Origin of the sequence: Serratia marcescens subsp. marcescens ATCC 13880, from assembly GCF_017299535.1 — a bacterium.
In the GTDB taxonomy this organism is placed as follows: domain Bacteria; phylum Pseudomonadota; class Gammaproteobacteria; order Enterobacterales; family Enterobacteriaceae; genus Serratia; species Serratia marcescens.
This window is the reverse complement of the sequence record NZ_CP071238.1, coordinates 2,079,222-2,092,667: the sequence shown is the minus strand read 5'-3', so window position 1 is coordinate 2,092,667 and position 13,446 is coordinate 2,079,222. Positions and strand designations below refer to the sequence as shown.

The 13,446-nt window shown below is 61.7% G+C and carries 11 protein-coding genes; 4 read left to right on the top strand and 7 right to left on the bottom strand.

The genetic code is table 11. The annotated features are described in order from the left end of the window. Positions 1–4 precede the first annotated feature (4 nt). Complete coding sequence (locus tag J0F90_RS10030; RefSeq protein ID WP_033640622.1) at positions 5–265, top strand: hypothetical protein; 261 nt, start codon at positions 5–7, stop codon at positions 263–265. Positions 266–275: 10 nt separating this feature from the next. Then, positions 276–3,749, top strand: coding sequence for a transcription-repair coupling factor (gene mfd, locus J0F90_RS10025; protein WP_033640624.1), 3,474 nt, complete (start codon positions 276–278; stop codon positions 3,747–3,749). Between the two features lie 32 nt (positions 3,750–3,781). Here mfd and J0F90_RS10020 read toward each other — a convergent pair whose 3' ends face one another. Further along, entirely contained in the window at positions 3,782–4,882 is a 1,101-nt protein-coding gene (locus tag J0F90_RS10020) for a GGDEF domain-containing protein (protein ID WP_033640626.1), read from the bottom strand. A 323-nt stretch (positions 4,883–5,205) separates the two neighbouring features. Between J0F90_RS10020 and J0F90_RS10015 the strand changes: the two genes are divergently transcribed. Then, positions 5,206–5,691: a heme-degrading domain-containing protein gene (locus J0F90_RS10015; RefSeq protein WP_004941092.1), complete on the top strand. Its 486-nt coding sequence runs from the start codon at positions 5,206–5,208 to the stop codon at positions 5,689–5,691. A 232-nt stretch (positions 5,692–5,923) separates the two neighbouring features. After that, positions 5,924–7,612 (top strand): C4-dicarboxylic acid transporter DauA, encoded by a 1,689-nt coding sequence (dauA, locus tag J0F90_RS10010; RefSeq protein ID WP_033640627.1) that lies wholly within the window; start codon positions 5,924–5,926, stop codon positions 7,610–7,612. Between the two features lie 47 nt (positions 7,613–7,659). Here the strand turns inward: dauA and kdsA are convergent, their stop codons facing one another. The 6 genes from kdsA to hemA are packed head-to-tail and all read right to left on the bottom strand — an operon-like array spanning position 7,660 to position 13,034. After that, positions 7,660–8,514, bottom strand: coding sequence for a 3-deoxy-8-phosphooctulonate synthase (gene kdsA / locus J0F90_RS10005; protein ID WP_004941087.1), 855 nt, complete (start codon positions 8,512–8,514; stop codon positions 7,660–7,662). Between the two features lie 58 nt (positions 8,515–8,572). Further along, positions 8,573–9,382 carry an invasion regulator SirB1 gene (sirB1, locus tag J0F90_RS10000; RefSeq protein WP_016928096.1) on the bottom strand — a complete coding sequence of 270 codons (810 nt, stop codon included), beginning with the start codon at positions 9,380–9,382 and terminating at the stop codon, positions 8,573–8,575. Continuing rightward, positions 9,379–9,780, bottom strand: a complete 402-nt coding sequence (locus J0F90_RS09995; protein ID WP_170913124.1) for a SirB2 family protein — start codon at positions 9,778–9,780, stop codon at positions 9,379–9,381. The genes sirB1 and J0F90_RS09995 overlap by 4 nt, the downstream gene beginning before the upstream one ends. A gap of 41 nt (positions 9,781–9,821) precedes the next feature. After that, positions 9,822–10,655, bottom strand: coding sequence for a peptide chain release factor N(5)-glutamine methyltransferase (gene prmC / locus J0F90_RS09990; RefSeq protein ID WP_033640628.1), 834 nt, complete (start codon positions 10,653–10,655; stop codon positions 9,822–9,824). Further along, entirely contained in the window at positions 10,655–11,740 is a 1,086-nt protein-coding gene (prfA, locus tag J0F90_RS09985) for a peptide chain release factor 1 (RefSeq protein ID WP_016928099.1), read from the bottom strand. Before prfA ends, prmC begins: the two co-directional genes overlap by 1 nt. A gap of 31 nt (positions 11,741–11,771) precedes the next feature. Further along, entirely contained in the window at positions 11,772–13,034 is a 1,263-nt protein-coding gene (gene hemA, locus J0F90_RS09980; RefSeq protein ID WP_016928100.1) for a glutamyl-tRNA reductase, read from the bottom strand. Positions 13,035–13,446: the final 412 nt, after the last annotated feature.

Genomic DNA, 13,446 nt, shown 5'->3' with positions numbered 1-13,446 from the left:
GATCATGGATAATAAAGGCTCTCCCTCGTTTAGGGAACACCCGACGGCCTTTTATTGCGTGGCGGCGAAGAGGGAGACGGCGGCAGCTTCGCGCGTTATTTATTCTCAACCGCAAAAAACAGACGGCATTAACCGGTTAAATAACCGGCAGAAAATTGATGGGCAGCGCTTTTTGCTGTGTCAGTTTGCCGGCCGCTGGGCTACTATAAACAGCATAAAGGCGCTGGGTTATCCGTGCCGGGACGCCATCCAACACATTGATTAAAGATACCTGAATGAGCACTTCCGATAGCCGTAACCGTTCTTCATCCCCCCGTTATTCTCTGCCCGATCGCGCGGGCGATCTGCGCCAACTGGGGCAACTGACCGGCGCGGCCTGTGCCGTGGAGTGCGCCGAGATCGTCGAACGCCACCCTGGCCCGGTGATGCTGATCGCGCCGGACATGCAAAACGCCCTGCGGCTGCGCGACGAGATCCAGCAGTTCACCGATCAGATGGTGACCACGCTGTCCGACTGGGAAACCCTGCCGTACGACAGCTTCTCGCCGCATCAGGAAATCATCTCGGATCGTTTGTCGAGCCTGTATCACCTGCCGACCATGGCGCGCGGCGTGATCATTCTGCCGGTCAACACCCTGATGCAGCGCGTCTGCCCGCACGAATTCCTGCATGGCCACGCGCTGGTGATGAAGAAAGGCCAGCGCCTGTCGCGCGACAAGCTGCGCGCGCAGTTGGAACAGGCCGGTTACCGCAGCGTCGATCAGGTGATGGAGCATGGCGAATTCGCCACCCGCGGCGCGCTGCTCGATCTTTACCCGATGGGCAGCGATGAGCCTTACCGCATCGACTTTTTCGATGACGAAATCGACAGTCTGCGCATCTTCGACGTCGATACCCAGCGCACGCTGAGCGAAGTCGAGGCCATCAATCTGTTGCCGGCCCACGAGTTCCCCACCGACAAGAACGCCATCGAGCTGTTCCGCAGCCAGTGGCGCGAGCAGTTTGAGGTGCGTCGCGACGCCGAGCACATCTATCAGCAGGTCAGCAAAAGCGCCTGGCCCGCCGGTATCGAATACTGGCAGCCGCTGTTCTTCAGCCAGCCGCTGCCGTCGCTGTTCAGCTACCTGCCGGCCAATACGCTGATCGTCAATACCGGCGATCTGGAGGGCGCCGCCGAGCGCTTCTGGCAGGACGTCAACCAGCGTTACGAAAGCCGCCGCGTCGATCCGATGCGTCCGCTGCTGGCGCCGGATACGCTGTGGCTGCGCGTTGACGCGCTGTTCGGTGAGCTGAAGGCCTGGCCGCGCATCGCGCTGAAAACCGATGAGCTGCCGGCCAAGGCCGGCAATACCAATCTGGATTACCATGCCCTGCCCGACCTGGCTGTGCAGGCGCAGCATAAATCCCCGCTGGATAATTTGCGGCGCTTTATCGAAGGCTTCGACGGCAGCGTGATTTTCTCCGTCGAGAGCGAGGGGCGGCGTGAAACGCTGCAGGATCTGCTCGGCCGCATCAAGCTGGCGCCGGCGCTGATTCAGCGTCTCGATCAGGCGGAGACGACAGGCCGTTACATGATGGTCGGCGCCGCCGAACACGGCTTCCTCGACGGCCTGCGCCAGCGGGCGCTGATCTGCGAAAGCGATCTGCTCGGCGAGCGCGTCAGCCGCCGCCGGCAGGACAACCGGCGCACCATCAACACCGATACCCTGATCCGCAACCTGGCGGAGCTGCATCCCGGCCAGCCGGTGGTGCACCTGGAGCACGGCGTTGGCCGCTACGTCGGCCTGACCACGCTGGAAGCCGGCGGCATCAAGGCCGAATACCTGATCCTCTCCTACGCCGGTGAGGACAAGCTGTACGTGCCGGTGTCTTCGCTGCATCTGATCAGCCGCTACGCCGGCGGCGCGGACGAAAACGCTCCGCTGCACAAACTGGGCGGCGACGCCTGGACGCGCGCGCGGCAGAAAGCGGCCGAGCGGGTGCGCGACGTAGCGGCCGAGCTGCTGGATATCTACGCCCAGCGCGCCGCCAAGGCCGGTTTCGCCTTCAAACACAACCGCGAGCAGTACCAGCTGTTCTGCCAGAGCTTCCCGTTCGAAACCACGCCGGATCAGGAACAGGCGATCAACGCGGTGCTGAGCGACATGTGCCAGCCGCTGGCGATGGACCGCCTGGTGTGCGGCGACGTCGGCTTCGGCAAAACCGAAGTGGCGATGCGCGCCGCCTTCCTGGCGGTGGAAAACGGCAAGCAGGTGGCGGTGCTGGTGCCGACGACACTGCTGGCGCAGCAGCACTTCGACAACTTCCGCGATCGCTTCGCCACCTGGCCGATCCGCATCGAGATGATGTCGCGTTTCCGCAGCGCCAAAGAGCAGCAGCAGGTGCTGGACGACGCGGCCGAAGGCAAAGTGGACATCATTATCGGCACCCACAAGCTGTTGCAGAGCGATCTGCGCTGGAAAGACCTGGGGCTGCTGATCGTCGATGAAGAGCACCGCTTTGGCGTGCGCCACAAGGAGCGCATCAAAGCGATGCGCGCCGACGTCGATATCCTGACGCTGACCGCCACGCCGATCCCGCGTACGCTGAACATGGCGATGAGCGGCATGCGCGATCTGTCGATCATCGCCACCCCACCGGCGCGCCGGCTGGCGGTGAAGACCTTCGTGCGCGAATACGACAGTCTGGTGGTGCGCGAGGCGATCCTGCGCGAAGTGCTGCGCGGCGGCCAGGTTTACTACCTCTACAACGACGTGGAAAACATCGAGAAAGCGGCGCAGCGCCTGGCTGAGCTGGTGCCGGAAGCGCGCATCGCCATCGGTCACGGCCAGATGCGCGAACGCGATCTGGAGCGGGTGATGAACGATTTTCACCACCAGCGCTTCAACGTGCTGGTGTGCACCACCATCATCGAAACCGGCATCGATATCCCCAGCGCCAACACCATCATCATCGAGCGGGCCGATCGCTTCGGCCTGGCGCAGCTGCACCAACTGCGCGGCCGCGTCGGGCGTTCGCACCATCAGGCTTACGCCTATCTGCTGACGCCAAACCCGAAAGCCATGGGCACCGACGCTCATAAACGGCTCGAGGCCATCGCGTCGCTGGAAGATCTCGGCGCCGGTTTCGCGCTGGCGACCCACGATCTGGAGATCCGCGGCGCCGGTGAGCTGCTGGGAGAAGATCAGAGCGGCCAGATGACCACCGTCGGCTTCTCGCTCTATATGGAGCTGCTGGAAAGCGCCGTCGACGCGTTGAAAAACGGCCGAGAACCGTCGCTGGAAGATCTTACCAGCAGCCAGACCGAGGTAGAGTTGCGCATGCCGGCGCTGCTGCCGGAAGATTTCATTCCCGACGTCAATACCCGCCTGTCACTGTATAAGCGTATCGCCAGCGCGAAAAACGACGGTGAGCTTGACGAGCTGAAGGTCGAGCTGATCGACCGCTTCGGTCAACTGCCGGATGCGGCGCGCAATCTGTTGCAGTGCGCGGCGCTGCGCCTGCATGCGCAGAAACTGGGGATCAAACGCATCGAGAGCAACGAACGCGGCGGCTTTATCGAGTTCGGCGACAACAACCGCGTCGATCCGGGTTATCTGATCGGCCTGTTGCAGGGCAATCCGCAGGTTTACCGCCTGGACGGCCCGAGCAAGCTGAAGTTCACGCTCGATCTGGCCGATCGCCAAAAACGCCTGACGTTCACCGAAGAGCTGCTGAACGCCTTCCGCGAGCACACGCTGGCGGCCTGAGCCAACGCCCCCGCCGTGGCGGCGGGGGCGGCTTATTCGCGCGGGAATCCGGCGCCCAGCGGCGCCAGCTGCATCACGCGGCTGGTCACCACCCGGTTTTTGCCGCCGCGCTTCGCCTCATACAAGGCCTCGTCGGTCATGGCGATCGCCTTGTCCAGCGTCATGCCCGGCAGATACAGCGACACGCCGATCGACAGCGTGATGTGCGCTTCGTCGTGCGCATTCAGCAAGAACGTCGAGCTTTCCACCGCGCTGCGAATGCGCTCCGCCACCCCGCCGATGACCTGCGGATCGTAGCTGGCGGTGATCACCATAAACTCTTCGCCACCGTAGCGCCCGACGAAGTCCTCATTGCGCACGCTGTTTTGCAGCAGCCGGCCGACGCTGGCCAGCAGCACGTCACCGGCCGGATGACCGTAGGTATCGTTGATGCTTTTGAAGTTATCCAAATCGAGGATCATCAGCCCGCACGGGCGGCGTTCGGCGCGCTGCAGCATCAGCTGATAATCGACGCTGGCGCGGTTGTTGATGTGGGTCAGGCTGTCGGTGGTGGCGCGCGCGCGCATCGCGAAATAGGCGTAGATATGGCGCTCTTTGAAATTCAGCGCATGATAGCAAATCGCCAGACAGAGTGCGGAAACCGCCTGGTACAGCAACACATCCGGCCACAGCCCGCTCATGTCCACCAGCAGCCACACCACCGCGATGCGATACAGCGCGATGATGCCGATCGTCAGGTAAAACACCCGATGGGATTTCTTCAGCCACACGCGAGACAGCAGCAGCGGCGCGACGATCGAGGCGATGAACAAGTTATCGACGGTGAAACCGCCGGTCAGCGCCATGGCGAACAGAAAACTCACCAGCCCGCTGACGCCGCCGCCGAAGAAAGTCACCAATATCATCGGGATCATCGCAAAGCTGTAATGCACCTTATCGGTCAGCTCCAGCCGATCCTGGCTCAAATACAGCACCGCCACCCCGGCCAGCAGGCCGAAAACAACGCGCTTCCACAGTGCGGATTGATAAGAAAAAGGGGCATTCTTGCTGAGAAGGAAATAGCTTATCGACAACGTCGCGTAGGTGATGCAGGCGTCGCTGTAAAGGGTGGAAATGGACGCAATGTAAGTCATAAATAGTCAGCGCGCTCCTCGGGATCGCCAGGGGGTAATGTGCAGATGTTGAATAACGCATCCCTGTCGTCTCCGCTTCGGCGGCGGCCATTTATACCCATCGTCTTTCAAACCGCAGCGTTGTTACCTGCGCGCTCTCACCCCAGTCACTTACCTGAGTAAGCTACTGGGGATGCGATCGCTGGGCGCCTAGCTGCAATTTGAAATCCATAGGGATACACAGTCTATTAATAGAGTAGCAGTTCTATCTTATCGCCAAGCCGTCTATCTCACGACGCATGCTTCAGGCTACTCTGAGCGTTGTGTTATCGGGGGAGAACCGCATGAATATCGACGATGAACTGCAAGCGCTCAGCGAACAGGAAGCGACGCTGGCCTTTACCCATTTTGACGCCGCCACCGCCTGGGAACTGGGCGCGGCGCTGAAAACCGCCGCCGAGCGGCGCGGCCTGAGCATCGCCATCGAGATCCAACTGGCCGGGCAGACGCTGTTTTATTACGCCATGCCGGGCGCCACGCCGGACATTGCCGACTGGGTGCGGCGCAAGCGCAATCTGGTGAACCATTTTCACAAAAGCTCTTACGCCATCGGCCTGCGCCTGCAGCAGCGGCAAACGTCGCTGGAGGAGCGTTACGGGCTGAGCGTGCGCGACTATTCGGTGCACGGCGGCGCCTTCCCGCTCACCCTGACCGGCCTCGGCTGCGTCGGCAGCATCAGCATTTCCGGCGCGCCGCAGAAGGAAGATCACCAACTATTGGTGAGCACTTTAGCCCACTTTCTCGGCTTATCCCTGCCCGCCCTGCAATAACCGTTAAAACCTTGACTGTCACTTTCCTTTTCAGCCGCAGAATCTGCGGCTGACTTCTCTATTAACGGCATTTAGCGCCGAACAAAAGGGCGACTCTCTGATTTCCTGCGCCAAATTGACACAGGTCTGGTAATCCGCTGGAAAAAAGGCGTATGGTATCTGTCACGTGACAAGACGGACCTCATCGGGCCCGCCATTCCTTTCACTTTTGAAGATTTGGTACGCACCGTAGATGAAAACCCATGAAATAAACAAAATTCGCCCCTTCAGCGCGCTGATAGACGCCTGCTGGCGGGAACCTTATAGCCTGGCGCGGTTGCTGAAAGACGCTATCGCCGGGGTGACGGTCGGTATTATCGCCATCCCGCTGGCGATGGCGCTGGCGATCGCCAGCGGCGTGCCGCCGCAGTACGGCCTGTATACCGCCGCCATCGCCGGCATCGTCATCGCCGTCAGCGGCGGTTCGCGCTACAGCGTCTCCGGCCCCACCGCCGCCTTCGTAGTGATCCTCTATCCGGTTTCTCAGCAGTTCGGCCTGGCCGGCCTGCTGGTCGCCACGCTGATCTCCGGGGTATTTCTGCTGCTGATGGGGCTGGCGCGCTTTGGCCGGCTGATCGAGTACATTCCGCTGCCGGTGACGCTCGGCTTTACCTCCGGCATCGCCATCACCATCGCCACCATGCAGATCAAGGATTTTTTCGGCCTGCAACTGGCGCACACGCCGGAAAATTACGTCGGCAAGCTGTACGCCCTGCTGCAGGCGCTGCCGACGCTGGATTTCGGCGATACCCTGATCGGCGCCGTGACGCTGCTGATCCTGATCTTCTGGCCCAAGCTCGGCCTGCGGGTGCCAGGCCACCTGCCGGCGCTGCTGGCGGGCACCGCGCTGATGGGGCTGCTGACGCTGTTTGACCACCCGGTGGCGACCATCGGCTCCCGCTTCAGCTACCTGCTGGCCGATGGCAGCAGCGGCCAGGGCATCCCGCCTATCTTGCCGCAGCTGCTGCTGCCCTGGGATCTGCCGGGCGGCGGCGGGCAGCCGTTCACTCTGAGTTGGCAAACCGTTTCCGCCCTGTTGCCGGCGGCGTTTTCGATGGCGATGCTCGGGGCGATCGAATCGCTGCTGTGCGCGGTGGTGCTCGACGGCATGACCGGCAAGAAGCATAACTCGAACAGCGAACTGATCGGCCAGGGCGCGGGCAACATCATCGCGCCGTTCTTCGGCGGCATCACCGCGACCGCCGCGATTGCCCGCTCGGCCGCCAACGTGCGCGCCGGCGCCACCTCGCCGGTGTCCGCCATCATCCACGCGCTGCTGGTGCTGTTGGCGCTGCTGGTTCTGGCGCCATGGCTCTCTTATCTGCCGCTGGCGGCGATGGCGGCGCTGCTGCTGATGGTCGCCTGGAACATGAGCGAGGCTCACAAAGTGATTTACCTGCTGCGCCGGGCGCCGAAGGACGACATTCTGGTACTGCTGCTGTGCATGTCGCTGACGGTGCTGTTCGACATGGTGATCGCCATTACCGTGGGCATCGTGTTGGCGTCGCTGCTGTTTATGCGCCGCATCGCCCGCATGACGCGGCTAAGCGAACTGAGCGCCGATGACGGCCGTCTGGTGCTGCGAGTGAATGGCCCGCTGTTCTTCGCCGCCGCCGAGCGCATCTTTACCGAACTGCTGGCGCGCAGCGAAAGTTATCGCACGATCGTGCTGCAATGGGATGCGGTGCCGGTGCTCGACGCCGGCGGCCTGAGCGCCCTGCGCCGCTTTATCGACGTGCTGCCGGCGGACAAGAAACTGGTGATCACCGACGTGCCATTCCAGCCGCTGAAAACCCTGGCGCGCGCGCGGGTGCAGCCGATCGAGGGCCGCTTGCAGTTCTATCCGACCCTGCCGGAAGCGCTGGCGGCCACCGGCGCCTAAACGTAAAAAAGCCCGACAAGTCGGGCTTTTTTTATGGCGACGAGCGCTTAGTTGCTGGTATCCAGCTCCGGGAAGCTCTTCACCAGGTCGTCGATGGCTTTCATCTGCGCCAGGAACGGCTCCAGTTTGTCCAACGGCAGCGCGGAAGGACCGTCGCACTTGGCGTTGTTCGGATCCGGGTGCGCTTCGAGGAACAGGCCGGCCAGGCCAACCGCCATACCGGCGCGCGCCAACTCGGCCACCTGAGCGCGACGGCCGCCGGACGCGGCGCCGAACGGATCGCGGGTCTGCAGCGCGTGGGTCACGTCGAAGATCACCGGATGGCCGCCAGTGACGTTCTTCATCACGTTGATGCCCAGCATGTCGACCACCAGGTTGTCATAGCCAAAGTTGCTGCCGCGATCGCACAGGATCACCTGGTCGTTGCCGCCCTCTTTGAACTTGTCGACGATGTTGCCCATCTGCCCCGGGCTGACGAACTGCGGCTTCTTGACGTTGATCACCGCGCCGGTTTTCGCCATCGCTTCCACCAGATCGGTCTGACGCGCCAGGAAGGCCGGCAGTTGGATCACGTCAACCACTTCGGAAACCGGCTGCGCCTGCGCCGCTTCATGCACGTCGGTGATAATTTTCACGCCGAAGGTTTTTTTCAGCTCTTCGAAGATCTTCATCCCTTCTTCCAGGCCCGGACCGCGGTACGAGTGGATGGAAGAACGGTTGGCTTTGTCGAAGGAAGCTTTGAATACGTAAGGAATGCCCAGTTTTTGCGTCACGGTGACGTAGTGCTCGCAGATGCTCATCGCCAGATCGCGCGATTCCAGCACGTTCATACCGCCAAACAGCACAAACGGCAGGTCGTTTGCTACGTCGATGTCGCCAATGCTAACCACTTTCTGTTTCATGCTTTCGCCTTTGTTAAGGTTGTAACCGTCGCCTTGCAAACTGCACGGAGTCATTGAATTAATGCAGCGTCACCTGTTTCGGCTCAATCGAGTGGATCTGTACTTTGATCACTTCGCTGACCGGGTCTTCAGGACACTGCTCGACAAAATAGTTGAGATCGGAAATCGCGATGTGGTTGCACTCCAGCTGGGCATAAATCAACCCGCGGTCGCGGATCTCGTACGGATCTTCCGGATCGAAACACAGCACCGTTTCGCTGGTGCGCAGCGCCATTTCCAGCTGCTTTTCTTCCATCAGGGCGGCCTTCAACGTGTCCAGCATCTTGCGCACCACCATGATGTTCTCCGACTCATCGAGGTCGTCGTCTTCCAGCTCGGCACCCAGCCCCAGGTTGCCCTTGATCCACACTTCCAGCTGGTGCTCACTCAGGGTTTCGCCGTTCAGCGGGTTGATCAGCCACAGCTCTTCGTCCAGCCAATCGGCGCGCAGGATCAGCTGGGTGGGGAAAATCACCGGCAGCAGCGGCAGATCCAGCGCGTTGGCGATGTGCAGGAAAATGGTGCCCAGCGAGACCGGCGTGCCCTGCCGCCCTTCCAGCACCTTGTCCAGCCAGATGGCGTCCGACAGGCGGTACACGCCGCTGGCGCCGCCGAATCCCCAGGTCTTGTAGAACAGTTCAATGAGCGCATCCAGTTGCTGCTCCTGAGTGATATCGACCGGCACTGCCGCACGCGCTTCATCCACCAGCTGTTGCAGCTTTCGCTCCACGTCGGCAGCCGGGAAGTCGCGCCGCACCGACTGCGACACCAGGATCACCCCTTCGCTCAGCGGCGAGGTGTTAAATTCAAAATCAGCAATGCTACTCATAGGTATCCCATCAGAAACGGTATTTTCGTCGTGGCAAGTTTAATTATCAGATACAGACAGCCCAACGCCAGCACGAACGCCACGGTTCGCAGCCGCTGACTTTTGGTCTTCTTGCCCAATGCGACATAGCCAAGCAGGATATAGATAATAACGCCAAACAGCTTCTCGGTCAGCCATGAGTCCATACCCAGCAGCGGATAAAACCCGAACGTCACCACCAGCGCGATGCCGCTGACGAACAGCAGCGTGTCATTCAGGTGCGGCGCGACCTTGACCCAGCGGCGCCCCATGATCGGCGAGCGGCGCCACTGCCAGTAGAAACGCAGTACAAACAAGGTAATACTGATGGCGACCGTCAGCAAATGGAAATGTTTCAACGCGGTGTATGCAGTCATGATGCTCTCTTAAATGGCCCGGGCGTCGTTATTATGAGGGGCGCTTATCCCGGCCATTGGCCGAGCGTCACGCGGTCGTTGTCGCCGTAATCACGGTGGGTGGCGACAGCGGAAAATCCGGCGGCCTGCAGCAGCGCGCGCACGCTCTCGCCCTGCTGCCAACCATGTTCTAACAGCAGCCAGCCCTGCGGCTGCAAATAGTGCGGCGCCTGGCGCACGATGGCGGCCAGATCCGCCAGCCCGTGCTCGGCGGCGACCAGCGCGCTGCCCGGCTCGAAGCGCACGTCGCCCTGTGACAAATGCGGATCGGCGGCGTCGATATAGGGCGGATTGCTGGCGATCAGCGCAAAGCGTTGCCCCGCGACGGGCGCAAACCAGCTGCCCTGTAGAAATCGGACGTTGTCGATCCTCAGCTTGTGCGCATTGTGCTGCGCCAGCGCAACCGCCTCCGGCTGCACATCAACGCCGATAGCCGAACAATCCGGGCGCTCGCTGGCCAGCGCCAGCGCGATGGCGCCGGTGCCGGTGCCAAGATCGAGGAAGTGGCAGGATTGCGGCGGCAGGCGCGCCAGCGCCAGTTCCACCAGGCATTCGGTATCCGGGCGTGGGATCAGCGTCGCCGGCGAGACCGACAGAGGCAGCGACCAAAACTCGCGTTCACCCACCAGATAGGCCACCGGCTCACCGCGTTCGCGGCGCGCCAGCAGCGTCTCCAGCTGCTGTTGCTGCGGCGGCGTCAGCAGGGTTTCCCCGAACGCCATCAGGAAGGTTCTGGCCTTGCCGGTCACGAAACCCAACAGGATTTCCGCGTCGCGCCGGGCGCTGTCGCTGTGGGTCAAACGCGCGGCGGCGGCTTTCAGCCAGTGTTGATAGTCCATCACTCTTGCTCGGCGGACAGCGCAGCCAGCTGATCGGCCTGATACTCCTGCACGATCGGCTGGATCAACATGTCCAGTTTGCCTTCCATCACTTCGTCCAGACGGTAGAGCGTCAGGTTGATACGGTGGTCGGTCACCCGCCCCTGCGGGAAGTTGTAGGTGCGGTTGCGGTCGGAACGATCGCCGCTGCCCAGCAGGTTGCGGCGCGTGGACGCCTCGGCCTGCTGGCGCTTGGCCATCTCGGCGGCGCGAATGCGCGCGCCCAGCACCGACATCGCCTTGGCTTTGTTTTTGTGCTGCGAACGTTCGTCCTGGCACTCCACCACGATGCCGGTCGGCAGGTGGGTGATGCGGATCGCCGAGTCGGTGGTGTTAACGTGCTGACCACCGGCGCCGGAGGAGCGGAAGGTGTCGATTTTCAGATCGCCCGGGTTAATGTCCGGCAGCTCGGCTTCCGGCACTTCCGGCATCACCGCCACGGTACAGGCGGAGGTGTGGATGCGCCCCTGGGATTCGGTTTCCGGCACGCGCTGCACGCGGTGGCCGCCGGATTCAAACTTCAGCTGGCCGTACACGCCGTCGCCGGAAACTTTGGCGATCACTTCTTTGAAGCCGCCGTGTTCGCCTTCGTTGGCGCTCATCACCTCGACGCGCCAGCGGCGGCTTTCCGCATAGCGGCTGTACATGCGGAACAGATCGCCGGCGAAGATCGCCGCCTCATCGCCGCCGGTGCCGGCGCGCACTTCGAGGAAGCAGCTGCGCTCATCGTCCGGATCTTTCGGCAGCAGCAACACCTGCAGCTGCTGTTCCAGCGCTTCGCTGGTCGCCCGCGCCTGTTTCAGCTCTTCCTGCGCCATCTCGCGCATTTCCGGATCGTCCAGCATCATTTCCGCCGTCTCCAGATCCTCCTGCACCTGACGCCATTCCAGGAAGCAGCGGCTGACATCGGTCAGCTGCGCATATTCTCGCGACAGCGCGCGGAACCGGTCTTGCTCGGCGATGACGCCGGCATCGCCGAGCAGCGCCTGCACTTCTTCATGGCGCTCTTGTAACGCTTCCAGTTTGGCAACAATAGAAGGCTTCATGCGTGGTAATAAACCCTGTTAATAGAGAAAACTAATGCTGATCCAGCCCGAGGCTGTCGCGTAATAACTGCAACCGCTCCACGTCGCCGTCGCCGGCGGCCTGCTGGAGGGATTTGGTAGGGGCATGAATAAGACGGTTGGTCAGTTTATGGGCCAGCTCGTGAATAACCTGCTCCACGCTGGCGCCCTGCGCGATGGCGGCCAGCGCTTTGGCCTCCATCTCTGCGCGGATCTGGTCGGCCTGCGAACGGTAGTCGCGGATGGTTTCCACCGCGCCCTGCGAGCGCAGCCAGGCCATGAAGTTGGTGCTTTCCTGCTGCACGATCGACTCCGCCTGCACCGCCGCCGCTTTGCGCTGCGCCAGGTTGCTTTGAATGATGGCGTGCAGATCGTCCACGCTGTACAGATAGGCGTTGGCCAGTTTGCCGACCTCCGGTTCGATATCGCGCGGTACGGCGATATCCACCAGCAGCATCGGCTGGTTGCGGCGCGCCTTCAGCGCGCGCTCCACCATCCCTTTTCCGATGATCGGCAGCGGGCTGGCGGTGGAACTGATGATGATGTCGGCGTCCGCCAGACGCTCGTCGATCTCCGGCAGGGTGATCACTTCCGCGCCGACTTCGTCCGCCAGCAATTGCGCGCGCTCGCGGGTGCGGTTAGCGATGATCATGTGCCGCACTTTGTGCTCGCGCAGGTGGCGCGCCACCAGCTCGATGGTTTCACCGGCGCCCACCAGCAAGACGTTGAGATCGGCCAGCGATTCGAAGATCTGCCGCGCCAGCGTACAGGCGGCGAAAGCCACGGAGACCGCGCTGGCGCCGATGTCGGTTTCGGTGCGCACGCGCTTGGCAACGGAGAAGGATTTCTGGAACAGCCGCTCCAGCTCGCCGGACAGCGACTGGCCGCGTTGGGATTCGGCGAAGGCCTTTTTCACCTGGCCGAGGATTTGCGGTTCGCCCAGCACCAGCGAGTCCAACCCGCTGGCCACCCGCATCAGATGGCTGACCGCGTCGTTGCCTTGATGCCAGTAGAGGCTTTTCTTCACCTCTTCCGGACGCAGGTTGTGGTAGGCGCACAGCCAGGCGACCAGCTGTTCGTGCATGTGCTCCTGCTGCTCCACGCTGAGGTACAGCTCGGTGCGGTTGCAGGTGGACAACACGACGCCGCCCTGCACCAACGGTTGTTGGAGCAAGCTGGTCAGCGCCTCATCGATGGACTCTGGCGAGAAGGTCACCCTTTCACGCAGAGAAACCGGAGCGGTTTTGTGATTTATACCTAACGCCAGCAGGGTCATTGCTTCGAGTAATACTTCTGTTGGTACGGGTTCTCGTTGAACGGCATTCTACTTGATGCGCGGGATCAATAAAAGTAACAACCGCATCTTCCGTTCAATCGCTGTCATAGACGACATCAATTAATGAATAAGTAATAAATACAGCGGGATAAATAGTCAAAGGGTAGGTTGATTGTTTAAATTTTAGCGCAGTTTGCGATGACGCGCACGCTATTCGGCGCACATAACGGCGGCGTTTGCGCAACTCTGCACCGCTTATCGGGAGCGCCTCCCCCGCCTTCAGGCGATTGTGTTACGCTTAATGGCAACCCCGACGCGCGCGCCGCGTTGGCACTACGCCGGTAAACGCGGCAAGATTCAACGCGATGCAGCAAAAAATTGACGCGCCGCCGGCGCCCCGTTAGCGTGAGCG